Origin of the sequence: Hydrogenophaga sp. Root209, from assembly GCF_001428625.1 — a bacterium.
Classification (GTDB): domain Bacteria; phylum Pseudomonadota; class Gammaproteobacteria; order Burkholderiales; family Burkholderiaceae_C; genus Hydrogenophaga.
In genome coordinates this window covers 1-16013 of the sequence record NZ_LMIE01000008.1, presented here as the reverse complement: position 1 = coordinate 16013, position 16013 = coordinate 1, and the positions used below count along the sequence as shown (strand labels likewise).

General features: G+C 60.2%; 24 protein-coding genes, 1 tRNA gene and 1 pseudogene. 24 read left to right on the top strand and 2 right to left on the bottom strand.

The genetic code is table 11. From position 1 onward, the window contains the following. The first annotated feature begins 23 nt into the window (after positions 1–23). The 21 genes from ASE11_RS07950 (at position 24) to ASE11_RS07855 (ending at position 12668) form a co-directional block, all read left to right on the top strand. A complete protein-coding gene (locus ASE11_RS07950; RefSeq protein WP_056269004.1) occupies positions 24–1757 on the top strand; it encodes an ABC transporter substrate-binding protein in 1734 nt (577 codons plus the stop codon). Between the two features lie 70 nt (positions 1758–1827). After that, entirely contained in the window at positions 1828–3411 is a 1584-nt protein-coding gene (locus tag ASE11_RS07945; RefSeq protein ID WP_056269001.1) for a glycerol-3-phosphate dehydrogenase/oxidase, read from the top strand. Positions 3412–3613: 202 nt separating this feature from the next. Continuing rightward, complete coding sequence (gene rplN / locus ASE11_RS07940) at positions 3614–3982, top strand: 50S ribosomal protein L14 (protein ID WP_056268999.1); 369 nt, start codon at positions 3614–3616, stop codon at positions 3980–3982. A 9-nt stretch (positions 3983–3991) separates the two neighbouring features. Beyond that, on the top strand, positions 3992–4312 hold the full coding sequence (gene rplX / locus ASE11_RS07935; protein WP_056268996.1) for a 50S ribosomal protein L24: 321 nt from the start codon (positions 3992–3994) through the stop codon (positions 4310–4312). A 2-nt stretch (positions 4313–4314) separates the two neighbouring features. Beyond that, positions 4315–4854 (top strand): 50S ribosomal protein L5, encoded by a 540-nt coding sequence (rplE, locus tag ASE11_RS07930; RefSeq protein WP_056269101.1) that lies wholly within the window; start codon positions 4315–4317, stop codon positions 4852–4854. An 8-nt stretch (positions 4855–4862) separates the two neighbouring features. Next, the gene (gene rpsN, locus ASE11_RS07925) at positions 4863–5168 is read left to right on the top strand and encodes a 30S ribosomal protein S14 (RefSeq protein WP_056268994.1); all 306 of its coding nucleotides are present in this window, start codon (positions 4863–4865) and stop codon (positions 5166–5168) included. A gap of 18 nt (positions 5169–5186) precedes the next feature. Beyond that, positions 5187–5582, top strand: coding sequence for a 30S ribosomal protein S8 (gene rpsH / locus ASE11_RS07920; protein WP_056268992.1), 396 nt, complete (start codon positions 5187–5189; stop codon positions 5580–5582). Positions 5583–5604: 22 nt separating this feature from the next. Beyond that, on the top strand, positions 5605–6138 hold the full coding sequence (gene rplF / locus ASE11_RS07915) for a 50S ribosomal protein L6 (protein WP_056268989.1): 534 nt from the start codon (positions 5605–5607) through the stop codon (positions 6136–6138). Between the two features lie 11 nt (positions 6139–6149). Beyond that, positions 6150–6515: a 50S ribosomal protein L18 gene (gene rplR / locus ASE11_RS07910; RefSeq protein ID WP_056268986.1), complete on the top strand. Its 366-nt coding sequence runs from the start codon at positions 6150–6152 to the stop codon at positions 6513–6515. Between the two features lie 18 nt (positions 6516–6533). Further along, positions 6534–7052, top strand: a complete 519-nt coding sequence (gene rpsE / locus ASE11_RS07905; RefSeq protein WP_056268984.1) for a 30S ribosomal protein S5 — start codon at positions 6534–6536, stop codon at positions 7050–7052. 11 nt (positions 7053–7063) lie between these two features. Next, positions 7064–7246, top strand: a complete 183-nt coding sequence (rpmD, locus tag ASE11_RS07900) for a 50S ribosomal protein L30 (RefSeq protein ID WP_056268982.1) — start codon at positions 7064–7066, stop codon at positions 7244–7246. A 14-nt stretch (positions 7247–7260) separates the two neighbouring features. Then, the gene (rplO, locus tag ASE11_RS07895; protein WP_056268979.1) at positions 7261–7692 is read left to right on the top strand and encodes a 50S ribosomal protein L15; all 432 of its coding nucleotides are present in this window, start codon (positions 7261–7263) and stop codon (positions 7690–7692) included. Between the two features lie 23 nt (positions 7693–7715). Then, positions 7716–9035 (top strand): preprotein translocase subunit SecY, encoded by a 1320-nt coding sequence (gene secY, locus ASE11_RS07890; RefSeq protein WP_056268977.1) that lies wholly within the window; start codon positions 7716–7718, stop codon positions 9033–9035. Positions 9036–9043: 8 nt separating this feature from the next. Further along, positions 9044–9262 carry a translation initiation factor IF-1 gene (infA, locus tag ASE11_RS07885; protein WP_029461331.1) on the top strand — a complete coding sequence of 73 codons (219 nt, stop codon included), beginning with the start codon at positions 9044–9046 and terminating at the stop codon, positions 9260–9262. A 43-nt stretch (positions 9263–9305) separates the two neighbouring features. Beyond that, positions 9306–9419 carry a 50S ribosomal protein L36 gene (gene rpmJ / locus ASE11_RS25265; protein ID WP_009514917.1) on the top strand — a complete coding sequence of 38 codons (114 nt, stop codon included), beginning with the start codon at positions 9306–9308 and terminating at the stop codon, positions 9417–9419. 20 nt (positions 9420–9439) lie between these two features. Beyond that, positions 9440–9805 (top strand): 30S ribosomal protein S13, encoded by a 366-nt coding sequence (rpsM, locus tag ASE11_RS07880; protein ID WP_056268975.1) that lies wholly within the window; start codon positions 9440–9442, stop codon positions 9803–9805. An 18-nt stretch (positions 9806–9823) separates the two neighbouring features. Continuing rightward, positions 9824–10228, top strand: a complete 405-nt coding sequence (rpsK, locus tag ASE11_RS07875) for a 30S ribosomal protein S11 (RefSeq protein ID WP_056268973.1) — start codon at positions 9824–9826, stop codon at positions 10226–10228. A 162-nt stretch (positions 10229–10390) separates the two neighbouring features. Further along, the gene (rpsD, locus tag ASE11_RS07870) at positions 10391–11014 is read left to right on the top strand and encodes a 30S ribosomal protein S4 (RefSeq protein WP_056269099.1); all 624 of its coding nucleotides are present in this window, start codon (positions 10391–10393) and stop codon (positions 11012–11014) included. A gap of 94 nt (positions 11015–11108) precedes the next feature. Next, positions 11109–12092 (top strand): DNA-directed RNA polymerase subunit alpha, encoded by a 984-nt coding sequence (locus ASE11_RS07865; RefSeq protein ID WP_056268971.1) that lies wholly within the window; start codon positions 11109–11111, stop codon positions 12090–12092. An 86-nt stretch (positions 12093–12178) separates the two neighbouring features. Beyond that, on the top strand, positions 12179–12574 hold the full coding sequence (gene rplQ, locus ASE11_RS07860) for a 50S ribosomal protein L17 (protein WP_056268968.1): 396 nt from the start codon (positions 12179–12181) through the stop codon (positions 12572–12574). Positions 12575–12591: 17 nt separating this feature from the next. Further along, positions 12592–12668: transfer RNA gene (locus ASE11_RS07855), tRNA-Met, on the top strand. 310 nt (positions 12669–12978) lie between these two features. Here ASE11_RS07855 and ASE11_RS07850 read toward each other — a convergent pair. Next, the gene (locus ASE11_RS07850; protein ID WP_056268966.1) at positions 12979–14427 is read right to left on the bottom strand and encodes an IS1182 family transposase; all 1449 of its coding nucleotides are present in this window, start codon (positions 14425–14427) and stop codon (positions 12979–12981) included. Between the two features lie 246 nt (positions 14428–14673). Here ASE11_RS07850 and ASE11_RS07845 point away from each other — a divergent pair. Next, positions 14674–14931, top strand: a pseudogene (locus tag ASE11_RS07845) (IS21 family transposase); the annotation flags it as partial. A 209-nt stretch (positions 14932–15140) separates the two neighbouring features. Here the strand turns inward: ASE11_RS07845 and ASE11_RS07840 are convergent. Then, positions 15141–15380, bottom strand: coding sequence for a helix-turn-helix domain-containing protein (locus ASE11_RS07840; protein ID WP_082585610.1), 240 nt, complete (start codon positions 15378–15380; stop codon positions 15141–15143). 129 nt (positions 15381–15509) lie between these two features. Here ASE11_RS07840 and ASE11_RS07835 point away from each other — a divergent pair, with 129 nt between their 5' ends. Continuing rightward, entirely contained in the window at positions 15510–15758 is a 249-nt protein-coding gene (locus ASE11_RS07835) for a hypothetical protein (protein ID WP_056268962.1), read from the top strand. After that, positions 15736–15954, top strand: coding sequence for an Arm DNA-binding domain-containing protein (locus tag ASE11_RS07830; RefSeq protein WP_321166260.1), 219 nt, complete (start codon positions 15736–15738; stop codon positions 15952–15954). The genes ASE11_RS07835 and ASE11_RS07830 overlap by 23 nt, the downstream gene beginning before the upstream one ends. Positions 15955–16013 lie beyond the last annotated feature (59 nt).

Genomic DNA, 16013 nt, shown 5'->3' with positions numbered 1-16013 from the left:
AGCACACCGATCGAGGAGACAACATGAGATTGCGACACACCCCTCTGGCCCTGGCAGCGTTGCTCGCCATGGGCTCCTTGCCCGCCTGGGCCGACGAGGCCGCAGCGAAGAAGTGGATCGACAGCGAGTTCCAGCCCTCCACCCTGAGCAAGGCCCAGCAGGCCGCCGAGATGAAGTGGTTCATCGACGCCGCAGCCAAGCTCAAGGCCAAGGGCGTGAAAGAGATTTCGGTGGTTTCCGAGACCATCACCACGCACGAGTACGAGAGCAAGACGCTGGCCAAGGCCTTCACCGAAATCACCGGCATCACCGTCAAGCACGACCTGATCCAGGAAGGTGACGTGGTCGAGAAGCTGCAGACCTCGATGCAGTCGGGCAAGTCGATCTACGACGGCTGGATCAGCGACTCCGACCTGATCGGCACACACTACCGCTATGGCAAGATCATGAACCTGACCGATTACATGGCCGGCAAAGGCAAGGAGTACACCAACCCGGGCCTGGACATCAAGGATTTCATCGGCACCAGCTTCACGACCGGCCCCGACAAGAAGCTCTACCAACTGCCCGACCAGCAGTTCGCCAACCTCTACTGGTTCCGCGCCGACCTGTTCGCGCGCCAGGACCTGAAGGACAAGTTCAAGGCCAAGTACGGCTACGACCTGGGTGTGCCGCTGAACTGGAGCGCTTACGAGGACATTGCCGCCTTCTTCAGCGAAGACGTCAAGACCATCGACGGCAAGCCGATCTATGGCCACATGGACTACGGCAAGAAGGACCCATCCCTGGGCTGGCGCTTCACCGATGCATGGCTCTCGATGGCTGGCACAGCCGACGTCGGCATCCCCAACGGCAAGCCGGTGGACGAGTGGGGCATCCGCGCCTCGGCCGACGGCTGCACGCCACTGGGCGCCAGCGTCTCGCGCGGGGGTGCCACCAACTCGCCCGCCGCCGTGTACGCGCTCACCAAGTACGTGGACTGGATGAAGAAGTACGCGCCCAAGGAAGCCACCGGCATGACCTTTGGTGAAGCCGGCCCGGTGCCCGCCCAGGGCCAGATCGCGCAGCAGATCTTCTGGTACACCGCCTTCACCGCCGACATGACCAAGCCCGGCCTGCCGGTGGTCAATGCCGACGGCACGCCGAAGTGGCGCATGGCGCCCGGTCCCAACGGCCCGTACTGGAAGCAGGGCATGCAGAACGGCTACCAGGACGTGGGCTCGTGGACCTTCTTCGAGAAGCACGACGAGAACAAGACCGCCGCAGCCTGGCTGTACGCGCAGTTCGTGACCGCCAAGACCACGTCGCTCAAGAAGACCATCGTCGGCCTGACCCCGATCCGCGAGAGCGACATCCAGAGCAAGGCCATGACCGACATGGCGCCCAAGCTCGGCGGTCTGGTCGAGTTCTACCGCAGCCCGGCGCGCGTGGCCTGGACGCCCACCGGCACCAACGTGCCCGACTACCCCAAGCTGGCCCAGCTCTGGTGGCAGAACGTGGCCCAGGCCGTGACCGGCGAGAAGACGCCGCAGGCCGCGATGGACAACCTGGCCGAGCAGATGGACCAGGTCATGGGCCGCCTGGAGCGCGCCGGCATGGAACGCTGCGCGCCCAAGCTCAACCCCAAAGGCGACCCCAACAAGTACCTGAGCGACACGGCAGCGCCCTGGAAGAAGCTGGCCAACGAGAAGCCCAAGGGAGAGACCATCGCCTACGACCAGTTGCTCAACGCATGGAAGAATGGCAAGGCCCGTTGATCTGATGCATCGATTTTTGTAGCAACCTACCCTCTGCACCACCCCGGTGCAGAGGGTCACCCCTCTTTCCATGAAACGCGCAGAACTGTTTGAATCGCTGCCCCGCCACGGTGTATACGACCTGGCGGTCGTCGGTGGCGGGGCCACCGGCCTCGGGGTGGCGCTCGATGCTGCTCTGCGCGGTTTCTCCGTCGTTCTGCTGGAGTCGCACGATTTCGCCGGCGGCACGTCATCGCGTTCCACCAAGCTGCTGCATGGCGGCGTGCGCTACCTTGCGCAGGGCAATCTGGCCCTGGTGCGCGAGGCGCTGGCCGAGCGCGCCACGGTGCTGCGCATCGCGCCGCATCTCGCGCAGCCCTTGCCCTTCGTCATGCCGTCCTACCACTGGTGGCAGACCCCGTTTTACGGCATCGGCCTCAAGTTGTACGACCTGTTGGCAGGCGCCGCGGGACTCGGACGCACCGAATTCCTCAGCCGCGCGCAAACCCTGCAGGCCTTGCCGGGGGTGAATCCCGACGGGCTGCGCGGTGGCGTCAAGTACTGGGACGGTCAGTTCGACGACGCGCGCCTGGCGCTGGCGCTTGCCCGCAGCGCCGAGGCCGCCGGAGCCCATGTCTTGAACTACGCCGAAGTGACGGCGGTGCGCCAGCTCGCCGGGGGCGATGCCCCGCTGTCTTCGCTGGACGTGAGCGACCGGCGCGGCGGCGGCACATGTCAACTGCAGGCGCGCTGCGTGGTCAACGCCACCGGTGTCTGGGTGGATGCTCTGCGAGACCACACCCAGCCGGCGGCCACCCAGGGCTCGCCCTCGCGCATGGTCAGCCCCAGCCAGGGTGTGCACGTGGTGGTGGACCGCGATTTCATGCCCGGCGGCCATGCGTTGCTGGTGCCCAAGACGCGCGACGGGCGCGTGCTGTTCGCCGTGCCGTGGCTCGGCAAGCTGGTGCTGGGCACCACCGACACCCCCCGCCGCGACCTGCCGCGCGAGCCCGATGCCTTCGCCGAAGAACTCGAATTCATCCTCAACGAGGCCAGTCAGGCGCTCAGTCGCCCCGTGCGCCGCGAGGACATCAAAAGTCTCTGGGTGGGTCTGCGCCCACTGGTGGCCGCGCCCGCGGCGGCCGAGGGCGGCACCAAGGTGCTGTCGCGCGAACACACCATCGTGGTCGATGCCAACGGCCTGGTCACCGTGACCGGGGGCAAGTGGACCACCTACCGCGCGATGGCCGAAGATGTGCTGGAGCGCTGCTTCGCCAGCCAGCTCTTGCCCCGACGTGCAGGCGGGCAGAGCGCCTCTCATGTGCTGAAAGGCGCCGCCGTGGCCGACCCTGCGACGCCCCTGCACGCGGCGCCCGGCCTGCACCTGTATGGATCCGAAGGGGCGCTGGTGAACGACTGCCCCGGGACGCACAATGTGCTGGGGGTGGGCTTGACCGAGGCCATGGTTCGCTACGCCGCGCGGTTCGAGCACGCACAGACGGTGGAGGACGTGCTCGCCCGGCGCTCGCGCATCCTGTTCCTGGACGCTGCCGAGGCCGCCCGACTGGCGCCCGCCGTGGCCGACATCCTCCAGCAGGAGCTGGGCTCGGACCCGGAACTGCAAGCCTTTTTGAGCCTGTGCGCCCGATATCTGCCGGCGTCCAACGGGATTTAGAGGTATTTCACTGGCCAGTGCGTTGACAGCCTGCTGAAACCATGTGATACTGCGCGGCTTCGCTCCAAAAAAGCGAGGCAATCTGCCCACTCGGAAGGGATTGGATTTGGCTTTAGGCCACTTCCGGTTCTCGACGACGGGCCCAAGACTGATCACTCCCGGCCGTGGTGGCTGGGGGGATTCAAGTTGGGACTTAAATCAAATGATCCAAACGCAATCTCGACTCGATGTTGCCGACAACACGGGTGCCAAGTCCGTGATGTGCATCAAGGTGCTCGGCGGCTCCAAGCGGCGTTACGCCAGCGTGGGCGACGTCATCAAGGTCACCATCAAAGAAGCAGCGCCCCGTGGCCGCGTCAAAAAAGGCGAGGTTTACAACGCTGTGGTGGTTCGCACCGCCAAGGGCATCCGTCGTCAAGACGGCGCTCTCATCAAATTCGACGGCAACGCAGCAGTGTTGCTCAACGCCAAGCTGGAGCCCATCGGCACCCGCATCTTCGGACCGGTGACGCGCGAGCTGCGCACCGAAAAGTTCATGAAGATCGTGTCGCTGGCGCCCGAGGTTCTCTGAGGAATCATCATGAACAAGATTCGCAGTGGTGACGAAGTCATCGTGATCGCAGGTCGCGACAAGGGCAAGCGCGGCAAGGTCGTGCTCCGTGCCGACGACAGCAAGGTGCTCGTCGAAGGCGTGAACATCGTCAAGAAGCACGCCAAGCCGAACCCCATGAAGGGTGTGACCGGCGGCATCATCGAAAAAACCATGCCCATCCACCAGTCCAACATCGCCATCTTCAATGGTGCCACGGGCAAGGCAGATCGCGTGGGCATCAAGCTCCTGGCTGACGGCAAGAAAGTGCGCGTCTTCAAGTCCAGCGGCGAAGAAATCAAGGCGGCATGACCATGGCACGTTTGCAAGACATTTTCCGCGACACCATCGCGCCCAGCCTGGTGGAGAAGTTCGGCTACAAGTCGATCATGGAGGTGCCCCGCATCACCAAGATCACGCTGAACATGGGCGTGAGCGAAGCCGTTGCCGACAAGAAGGTCATGGACAACGCTGTGGGTGACCTGACCAAGATCGCCGGCCAGCGGCCTGTGGTGACCAAGGCCCGCAAGGCCATCGCCGGTTTCAAGATCCGCGAGCAGCAGGCCATCGGTTGCATGGTGACGCTTCGCGGCGCCAAGATGTATGAATTCCTGGACCGTTTCGTCACCGTGGCTCTGCCCCGTGTGCGCGACTTCCGTGGTATCTCCGGTCGTTCGTTTGACGGTCGCGGCAACTACAACGTCGGCGTCAAGGAACAGATCATTTTTCCTGAGATCGAGTACGACAAGGTTGACGCCTTGCGCGGTCTCAACATCAGCATCACGACGACCGCCAAGAACGACGAAGAGTGCAAGGCTCTTCTGGCTGGTTTCCGTTTCCCGTTCAAGAACTGAGGTGGCGCGTGGCTAAACAAGCACTACTGCAACGTGAACTCAAGCGCGAGAAACTCGCCGCCAAGTTCGCCAAGAAATACAACGAATTCAAAGCCGTCGCCAACGACGTCAAGAAGTCCGACGAAGAGCGCGATGCGGCCCGCCTGGGTCTGCAGAAGTTGCCCCGCAATTCGAACCCGACCCGCCAGCGCAACCGCTGCGAGATCACCGGTCGTCCGCGCGGCACTTTCGCTCACTTCGGCCTGGCTCGCGCCAAGGTCCGTGAAATGGCGTTTGCCGGAGAAATCCCCGGCATCACCAAAGCCAGCTGGTAAGCCCTAGGAGAACCACAAATGAGCATGAGTGATCCTATCGCCGACATGTTGACCCGCATCCGCAACGCGCAGATGGTCGAGAAGTCCACCGTGTCGATGCCGGCCTCCAAGGTCAAAGCCGCGATTGCCCAGGTCCTGAAGGACGAGGGTTATATCGACGGATTCCAGGTCAAGAACAACGACGGCAAGAGCGAACTCGAAATCGCCTTGAAGTACTACGCTGGCCGTCCCGTGATCGAACGCATCGAACGTGTGAGCCGTCCCGGCCTGCGCGTCTACCGCGGTCGCAACGCCATCCCCCAGGTCCAGAACGGTCTGGGTGTGGCCATCGTCACCACGCCCCAGGGTGTGATGACCGATCGCAAGGCTCGCGCCACCGGTGTCGGCGGCGAAGTCCTGTGTTACGTCGCCTGATGCGGGCATTGAGGAGCAATTAATGTCACGTATTGGAAAACTGCCGGTCTCCATCCCTGCCGGGGTCGAGATCGCCGTCAAAGACGATCTGATCAACGTCAAGGGTACGCTCGGTGCCTTGGCGCTTGCGCAAAACGCGCTGGTGAAGGTTGAAAGCAACAACGGCGCGCTGACCTTCGTTCCTGTGAACGAGTCCCGCGAAGCCAACGCCATGTCGGGCACCATGCGTCAGCTGGTCAACAACATGGTCAACGGCGTCAGCAAGGGCTTCGAGAAGAAGCTCACGCTGCTGGGCGTGGGCTACAAGGCCCAGGCACAAGGCACCAAGCTCAACCTGACGGTGGGTTACTCCCACCCGGTGGTGATGGACATGCCTGCCGGTATCAAGGTGGAAACGCCGACGCCGACCGAAATCCTGATCAAGGGTTCGGATCGTCAGCGTGTTGGTCAGATCGCTTCCGAAGTGCGGGCCGTGCGCCCCCCCGAGCCCTACAAGGGCAAGGGCATCCGCTATGCGGATGAAAAGGTCGTGATCAAGGAAACCAAGAAGAAATAAGGATCAGGATCATGTTGACCAAAAAAGAGCAACGTCTGCGCCGCGCCCGCCAAACGCGCATCCGCATTGCGCAGCAGGGCGCCGTCCGCCTGACCGTGAACCGCACCAATCTGCACATCTACGCCAGCGTCATCTCAGACGACGGTGCCAAAGTGCTGGCCTCAGCCTCTACGGCCGAAGCCGAAGTGCGTGCCCAGATCGGTGGCGCCGGCAAAGGCGGCAACGCCTCTGCTGCAGCCCTGATCGGCAAGCGCATCGCCGAGAAGGCCAAGGCCGCCGGCATTGAAAAGGTGGCGTTCGACCGTTCCGGTTTTGCCTACCACGGTCGGGTGAAAGCCCTGGCAGACGCCGCCCGCGAAGCCGGCCTGCAGTTCTGATCAAACGGAAACCACAAAATGGCTAAATTTACGGCAAACATCAAGAACGAAGCGAACGAAGACGGTTTGCGCGAGAAGATGATCGCGATCAACCGCGTGACCAAGGTGGTCAAGGGCGGTCGCATCCTCGGTTTCGCAGCACTGACAGTTGTCGGCGACGGCGATGGCCGCGTGGGCATGGGCAAGGGCAAGGCGCGTGAAGTGCCGGTGGCCGTGCAGAAGGCCATGGAAGCGGCCCGTCGCAACATGATCAAGGTTTCGCTCAAGAACGGTTCGTTGCACCACAGCGTGCACGGTGAACACGGCGCTTCCAACGTCATGATGCTGCCCGCCTCCAAAGGCACCGGCATCATCGCCGGCGGCCCGATGCGCGCCGTGTTTGAAGTGCTCGGCATCACCGACGTCGTGGCCAAGAGCCATGGCTCGAGCAATCCCTACAACCTGGTGCGTGCCACGCTGGACGCACTGAAGAATTCAACCACCCCGTCCGACGTGGCTGCCAAGCGTGGCAAGTCCGTCGAAGACATCCTGGGTTGATTGGAGCGATCATGACCACTCAAAACACCGTCAAGGTTCAGTTGGTGCGCAGCCCCATCGGAACCAAGCAATCCCACCGCGACACCGTGCGTGGCCTGGGTTTGCGCAAACTCAACAGTACCAGCGAGCTGCAGGACACGCCTGCCGTTCGCGGCATGATCAACAAGATCAGCTATCTGGTCAAAGTACTCTGATCGGGGTCACGGACATGCAACTCAACACCATCAAGCCCTCTGAAGGCTCCAAGCACGCCAAGCGTCGCGTGGGTCGCGGCATCGGCTCCGGCCTGGGCAAGACCGCGGGTCGTGGCCACAAAGGTCAAAAGTCCCGTTCGGGCGGCTACCACAAGGTGGGCTTCGAAGGCGGTCAAATGCCTCTGCAGCGCCGCTTGCCCAAGCGTGGCTTCAAGTCAACCCAACTGCAGTTCAACGCCGAAGTCACGTTGACCGACATCAACGCGCTCAACGTCGCCGATGTGGACATGCTCGTGCTCAAGCAGGCTGGCCTGGTGCCTCACTTGGCCAAGCGCGTCAAGGTCATCAAGACCGGTGAACTCACGCGTGCCGTGTCCTTCAAGGACGTGTCGGTCACTGCGGGCGCCAAAGCCGTGATCGAAGCCGCTGGCGGCTCGATCGCCTGACCGGAACCCGACGGAACTGAGCTGTGGCAACTGGATCCACGTCCCTGGCCAAAACCGGCAAGTTCGGCGACCTGCGTCGCCGGCTGGTTTTCTTGCTGCTCGCCTTGGTGGTGTACCGCATTGGTGCGCACATCCCGGTGCCTGGCATCGACCCTGCGCAACTTGAGCAGCTGTTCAAAGGGCAGGCGGGCGGCATTCTCAGCCTCTTCAACATGTTCTCGGGCGGAGCGCTGTCGCGCTTCACCGTGTTCGCGTTGGGCATCATGCCGTACATCTCGGCATCGATCATCATGCAGCTCATGACTTACGTGGTTCCCACGTTCGAGCAGCTGAAAAAAGAGGGCGAGGCCGGTCGTCGCAAGATCACGCAGTACACCCGTTACGGCACATTGGGCTTGGCGATTTTCCAGTCGATGGGCATTGCGCTCGCGTTGGAGGGCTCTGCGGGCTTGGTGATCGATCCCGGTATGGGTTTTCGTCTGACGGCCGTGGTCAGTCTGGTGGCAGGCACCATGTTCCTCATGTGGCTTGGCGAGCAGATCACCGAGCGTGGACTGGGCAACGGTATCTCCATCCTGATCTTCGCCGGCATCGCCGCGGGCTTGCCCAGTGCGGTGGGTGGTTTGCTGGAACTGGTTCGCACCGGCGCCATGAACATCCTGATCGCCATCTTCATCATCGCGCTGGTGGTTCTGGTGACCTACTTCGTGGTGTTTGTGGAGCGCGGTCAGCGCAAGATTCTGGTGAACTATGCGCGCCGTCAAGTGGGCAACAAGGTCTACGGTGGCCAGTCGTCGCACCTGCCGTTGAAGCTGAACATGGCCGGCGTGATTCCGCCCATCTTTGCGTCGTCGATCATCCTGCTGCCCACCACCGTGGTGAGTTGGGTTAGCACCGGTGACTCCACACGTTGGCTGCGCGACATCGCTTCTGCTCTGTCGCCAGGTCAGCCGATCTACGTGGCCTTGTACGCGGCTGCCATCATCTTCTTCTGCTTCTTTTACACGGCGTTGGTGTTCAACAGCCGCGAGACCGCGGACAACCTGAAGAAGAGTGGTGCATTCATTCCCGGTATTCGCCCTGGCGACCAGACTGCGCGCTACATCGACAAAATCCTGCTTCGTCTCACGTTGGCCGGTGCTGTCTACATCACCGCGGTCTGTCTGCTGCCTGAGTTCCTGATTCTGAAGTACAACGTGCCGTTCTATTTTGGCGGCACCTCTTTGTTGATCATTGTTGTGGTCACCATGGATTTCATGGCGCAGGTTCAGAACTACATGATGTCGCAGCAGTACGAATCACTGCTCAAGAAGGCCAACTTCAAGACGTCACCCGGTAGTTGAGTTTTTGTATGTCCAAGGACGACGTGATCGAGATGCAAGGCGAGGTAGTTGAAAACCTCCCCAACGCGACCTTCAGGGTCAAACTCGAAAATGGTCATGTGGTCCTGGGGCACATCAGCGGCAAGATGAGGATGCATTACATCCGCATCCTGCCTGGCGACAAGGTCAAGGTAGAGCTCACGCCCTACGACCTCACCAGGGCGCGAATCGTTTTTCGCTCGAAGTGAGTGGTTGGTTGTTGAATATTTTTGGAATATCTAGGAGAAGACTATGAGAGTTTCGGCTTCGGTCAAGAAAATGTGCCGCAACTGCAAGATCATCAAGCGGCACGGTGTTGTGCGAGTCATTTGCACCGATCCGCGTCATAAGCAGCGTCAAGGCTGATTGAAGTTTAGAGGACCATCATGGCTCGTATTGCAGGCATCAACATTCCGCCGCACAAGCACGCTGAAATCGGCTTGACGGCAATCTTCGGTATTGGTCGCACCCGCGCTCGCAAGATCTGCGAAGCCTGTGGTATCGACTACACGAAGAAGATCAAGGACCTGAGCGACGCGGAACTCGAAAAAGTTCGCGATCAGGTCGGCACGTTCACGATCGAAGGCGACCTCCGCCGTGAAACGACCATGAACATCAAGCGATTGATGGACATCGGTTGCTACCGCGGTTTCCGTCACCGCCGTGGCCTGCCGCTGCGTGGTCAGCGCACGAAGACCAATGCGCGCACGCGCAAAGGTCCCCGCAAGGCAGCCCAGTCGCTGAAGAAGTAATCGGTTCGAAGGATTCCCATGGCCAAGTCACCCTCCACCAGCGCATCCGCTCGCGTTCGCAAGAAAGTCCGCAAGAACATTGCCGACGGTATTGCTCACGTGCACGCCTCGTTCAACAACACCATCATCACGATCACCGATCGCCAAGGCAATGCGTTGTCCTGGGCCTCGTCCGGTGGCCAGGGCTTCAAAGGCTCGCGCAAATCCACACCGTTCGCTGCCCAGGTGGCGTCGGAAGTGGCTGGTCGCGCCGCCATTGAGCAAGGCATCAAGAACCTGGATGTCGAGATCAAGGGCCCGGGCCCTGGTCGCGAATCCTCGGTGCGCGCCCTGGGCGCCCTGGGCATCCGCATCAATTCCATCTCTGACGTGACGCCCGTGCCGCACAACGGTTGCCGTCCGCAGAAACGCCGCCGCATTTGAGGCGGTACCGCAGCACGCGGTATAATAGAAGGCTTTTTCGAGCGCCACCGCAGTCGCCTGCGGTGGCATTTTTTGCTAAGCCCACCGCCACTTCATTCGAGGAGTGGCTCCCGCAATGACATCGGTTGATGTCGGTTGCGGCAGAAACACAAGGACATCAACGTGGCACGTTACCTCGGCCCCAAGGCCAAACTCTCCCGCCGTGAAGGCTCCGACCTGTTGCTCAAGAGCGCCCGCCGCTCGATCAGCGACAAGGCCAAATTTGACTCCAAGCCCGGCCAGCACGGCCGTACCTCGGGTCAGCGCACCTCCGATTTCGGCGTGCAGCTGCGCGAGAAGCAGAAAGTGAAGCGCACGTATGGCGTGCTCGAGCGCCAGTTCCGCCGCTACTTCGCAGAAGCCGACCGTCGCCGCGGCAACACCGGCGCCAACCTGCTGTTCCTGCTGGAAGCACGCCTGGACAACGTCGTGTTTCGCATGGGCTTTGCCTCGACCCGCGCCGAAGCCCGCCAGATCGTCTCTCACAAGGCGATCCTGGTGAATGGCAAGTCGGTCAACATCCCGTCGTATTCCGTGAAGGCTGGAGATGTGATCGCCGTCCGCGAGAAGTCGAAGAAGCAGGGTCGCGTGCTTGAGGCCATGGAACTGGCAAAGCAGATCGGCTTCCCTGCGTGGGTGGACGTGTCGGTTGAAAAGGTCGAAGGCGTGTTCAAGAAATCGCCTGACCGCGACGAGTTCGCCTCCGACGTCAACGAATCGTTGATCGTCGAACTGTATTCCCGTTAATTTCGTTCCCGGCATGCACCTTTGCGGGTGCGGCCGGGCCATGCTCCATCTGCCTTATCGGTGTAACGAGCCGAGGGTACTGAAGGAAGTTTGAATGCTGAACAATCTGCTGAAGCCCAAAACCATCAATGTCGAGCAAACCTCGACCAACCGCGCCAAGGTCACGCTCGAGCCTTTCGAGCGTGGTTACGGCCATACGCTGGGCAATGCCCTGCGCCGGGTTTTGCTGTCTTCCATGACCGGCCATGCGCCGACCGAAGTCACCATTGCCGGTGTCGTGCATGAGTATTCGTCGATCGACGGCGTCCAGGAGGACGTGGTCAACATGCTTCTGAACCTCAAGGGCGTGGTGTTCAAGCTCCACAACCGCGACGAAGTCACGCTGAGCCTGCGCAAGGATGGCGAAGGCCTCGTCACGGCCGCTGACATTCAGACCCCGCATGACGTTGAAATCGTGAACCCCGGTCATGTCATCGCCACCTTGTCTGCCGGCGCCAAGCTGGACATGCAGATCAAGGTTGAAAAAGGTCGCGGTTACGTTCCCGGTAGCCTGCGCCGCAATGACGATCAGGCCCGTTCCATCGGCCGCATCGTTCTGGACGCGTCGTTCTCGCCCGTCAAGCGCGTGAGCTACACCGTTGAGAGCGCTCGCGTCGAGCAACGTACCGACTTGGACAAACTGGTGCTCGAGATCGAAACCAATGGTTCCATCGGTCCTGAAGAAGCGGTCCGCGCTTCGGCCAAGATCCTGGTGGAGCAACTGGCTGTGTTTGCGCAGCTCGAAGGTGCCGAACTCAATTTTGAAGCCCCTGCACAGCGCAGCTCGCAGCAGTTCGATCCGATCTTGTTGCGCCCTGTGGATGAGCTTGAGCTCACCGTGCGTTCGGCCAACTGCCTCAAGGCGGAGAACATTTATTACATCGGTGATCTGATTCAGCGCACCGAGAATGAGCTGCTCAAGACCCCCAACTTGGGTCGCAAGTCGCTCAACGAGATCAAGGAAGTGCTCGCTTCGCGCGGCTTGACCTTGGGCATGAAGCTTGAAAACTGGCCACCAGCCGGCCTGGACAAGCACTGAAATTCCGCAAGCCGGCATGAAGCTGGCGACGGACGAACTCGCAGTACCTGATACGGCTGCGGGCAAAACAACTGAAAGGATGAAAAATGCGTCACGGACACGGACTTAGAAAACTCAACCGCACGAGCGAACACCGCCTCGCGATGCTTCGCAACATGATGAACTCGCTGCTGACGCACGAAGTCATCAAGACCACGGTGCCCAAGGCCAAAGAACTGCGTCGCGTCGTCGAACCCATGATCACGCTGGCCAAAGTCGCCACTGTGGCCAATCGCCGCCTGGCATTTGACCGCCTGCGCGACCGCGATGTGGTCGTGAAGCTGTTCAACGAACTGGGCCCGCGCTTCGCAGCCCGTCCCGGCGGCTACACCCGTATTCTGAAGATGGGATACCGCGTGGGTGACAACGCTCCCATGGCGCTCGTCGAGCTGGTCGATCGTGCAGAAGATGCTGCACCGGACGCCGAAGCCGACAAAGCGTGATAGAATTTAAGGCTTGACGCGCGGTGGAGCAGCCTGGTAGCTCGTTGGGCTCATAACCCAAAGGTCGCAAGTTCAAATCTTGCCCGCGCAACCAACCAAATCAAGCACTTGCTTGTCACTGAAGCCCTCGGAAACGAGGGCTTTTTTGTTTGTGTCGAGGTTTGTGACGAGGTCTGTGTCGTCACAGAAATCGATGCGGGTCGTAGTGACCGTTGGGCAATTTGTCGACTTGCTTGTCCGGTGTGCAGCGAGGCCGTGTGATAACTCCTTGGCAGCCCGAGCGAGTCACGCGTCGATTGCTGATTTGTCTGTTTCCGCGAATTGACGCCGTCTGAGTGGCGCCAAGGCGATGCTGGAGCCATCTCGGGGCCGTATTTGGGGCCTGCAGCGACCGTAAAGGGCGCCTATGCGCCCAACAACCGCATCGCCTTCTTGGTCCCCTCAAAGCCCAGGATGCTGAGGACGCGTTTGAAGTTGTACGCCAACACGGCCAGGCTCATCTCGGTTGCCACGTTCTTGATGCCACGGGTCAGGAAGTGCGTCCAGCCCATCCAGTGCTTGAGCGTTCCGAACACATGTTCTACGGTGCTCTTGCGCACCGTCATCGCGTTGGGCATCTGGTCCAGCCGTTGCTGGGCCTTGTCCATGACTTCCTCATGCTCCCATCGCCTGATGCGTCGGTAATTGCTCGTAGTGCATTGCGCCCTCATGGCACAGCCAGGGCAGGCACTTGACCAATAAATGCTGATCTGCAGTCCAGCCTCTTCGCGACTGAAGCGGCGGATCGGCCGCTGGCCCGCAAGGCATTGGTACTCATCTTCGAGAGCGATGTAGATGAAATCGGTCTTGTCGAACCGGCCTTCGGCCCTCGCATTGGAGGTCATGGGCTTGGGCACAAGCGCTGCAATCCCGCTGTCGTCACATGCCTTGAGCTGCATGCCGTTGTAGTAGCCGCGGTCAGCGATGGCCATCAATCTGCGCTTGCCCATTGCATCGCGCGCGGCCAAAGCGATTGCACTGAGTTGTGAACGGTCGCTGCCGTTGTTGGTGACCTCATGGGCGACGATCAGATGGTTCGTCGTGTCGACGGCTGTCTGCACGTTGTAGCTCACCATGGCCGTGCCCTTGGCGCTGTGGGTGGTCATGGCGCGTGCGTCAGGGTCCGTCTGGGAGATCTGCCGATCTGGCACCACCTCCAGTTGCGCCTTGACGACTTGAAGGTCTTGCAGGCGCTGGCGCATCTTTTGAATCTCGCCCTGCAGGCGCTCGGTCTTTGCCTGCATCTCAACTGGCTGGGTTCGATCTGCAGTCTCCAAGGCATCAAGGTAGCGCTGGATGCTCTTCTCCAACTCACGTTCGCGGCGCTCGATCTTGCCAGGCGTGAAGTTGCGCTCGCGGTTGTTGACGGCCTTGAGCTTGCTGCCATCGATGGCCACGACGGCGTCGGTGAACAGCTTCAATTCGCGGCACAGCATCACGAAGCGACGGCAGACATTGCGGATGCCTTTGCCGTTGTCGCGGCGGAAGTCCGCGATGGTCTTGAAGTCAGGGGCGAGCCGGCCAGTCAGCCACATCAGTTCCACGTTGCGCTGGCATTCGCGCTCCAGCCTGCGGCTTGACTGGATGCGGTTGAGGTAACCGTACAGGTAAAGCTTCAACAGCACCGAGGGGTGATACGAGGGTCGGCCGGTTGCAGCCGGCTTCGCGCCATCGAAACCCAAACTGACCAAGTCCAACTCACCGATGAAGACGTCCACGATCCGAACGGTGTTGTCTTCTGCAATGAAGTCGTCCAGACACTCCGGCAGCAACGTGACTTGCTGCCTGTCCTGACCTTCGATGTATCTCGACATATTGACCCCCGTGTCCAACATGTCTGTGAACTCTACCGAGTTCATATGCGGGCTGGGAGATGGTTTTCACACAGCCTCGCGGCGGAGCTGTCATCGGAGCACAGCGCAACGTTCGACTGTTGCCAATATTCGGGTGCAGTGTTGGCTTCCGTTGAAAACTGACCCACTTAGAGCGGCAATTTCCATTTAAAGCTGACCCACGTAAGAACCCTATCCTGCTGCTTTTAGTAGCAGGAGATTTCAGGAGTGATAGACGTGGCGACTTTAAGTGTCATAAGACGCTGGGCATTGCGTGAGCAGATGTCCATCCGCGAGATCTCCAGGCGCACTGGCCTGGCTCGCAATACCGTTAAGAAGTACCTGCGGGCGGGCGACGAAGAGCCCCGCTATGCCAAGCGCGCGAGCACCAGCAAGCTCGATCCATACGCTGACAAGCTTTCAACCTGGCTTTTGATTGAGGCAACAAAGTCGCGGAAACAGCGGCGCACTTTGCTGCAGCTCCACACACCCAGGTCTGAAAAGGAGAAAACGAAGCACTTATCCACAACGTGAGCTGCTTTGCTCACACAAGCGGGTGGGTCAGCATTCGATGGAAATCTCGGGTCAGAGATCAGTGGAACTCAACAGGTGCAGCTCACGTTTTGCTTTGCAGGCACTATCAAGACTTGGTTTGAAGGCCGGCATCTGTGAGACCGGTGCGAACGATGTCAGTCCTATACCGGAGGTTCGTCAACGTCGTCCATGTGCACCATCAGATCTTCCACTCGACATCCGAAATAGCTGCACAGCTTGTCGATGGTCTCAGTTCCGGTTCCGTAGCCCTTCAGATTCAGAATCTTCGAAAGCGTCATACGGTTCAGCCCAGTTGCCGCCGCGACCTCGTTGATCGTGATCCGTCGCCCTTCAGAGAACTGCTTCTTCTCGATCATTTCTCCGAGCTTGAACCTGATCATGATGTTTTTTGGCGTCAGGTGATAATAATTTTTATCAAAAGACCTGAAAAGTGAGCGCAGTTGCGTAAGATTGGCATCAAGCGATGAATATTTTTATCACTTGATCCCTTAATTTTACAGGAGTACCTCTTGACGCAACAGACTTACCTCACGACAGATGAACTCTCCGGCCGCATCAAGTACGACGTGCGGACCATCAGGGAGCGACTTAAGGACAGCGTGCTGATTGAAGGGGTTCACTACTTCCGGCCCTTCGGCGGACGCAAGATCCTTTTCCTCTGGGAGGCCATCGAGCGGGACATGATGCTTCCATCGTTCCACTCGCCTGTCGGAATGTCGGCCATCCCCATGGCGAATGGAGCAATCGTCCATGGCTAAAGTCGTCACTCGAAAAGAGACGGGGAAGCTCGTGATTGACTTCACCTACAAAGGGATTCGGTGTCGCGAGCAGACTGCGCTCGAAGATTCGCCCAAAAACCGCAAGCTGGTGCAAAGCGTCGTAGACCGCTTGGTTCAAGAGATGAGGAAGGGCTCTTTGAACCGCCCCGCGTTTCGTGGAGGCTTGTTGGTTTAAGTCAGGCAGCGGTTGCCACCTGATTGGCGAGATGCCGGTAATAGTTTGCCTCAGCTTCA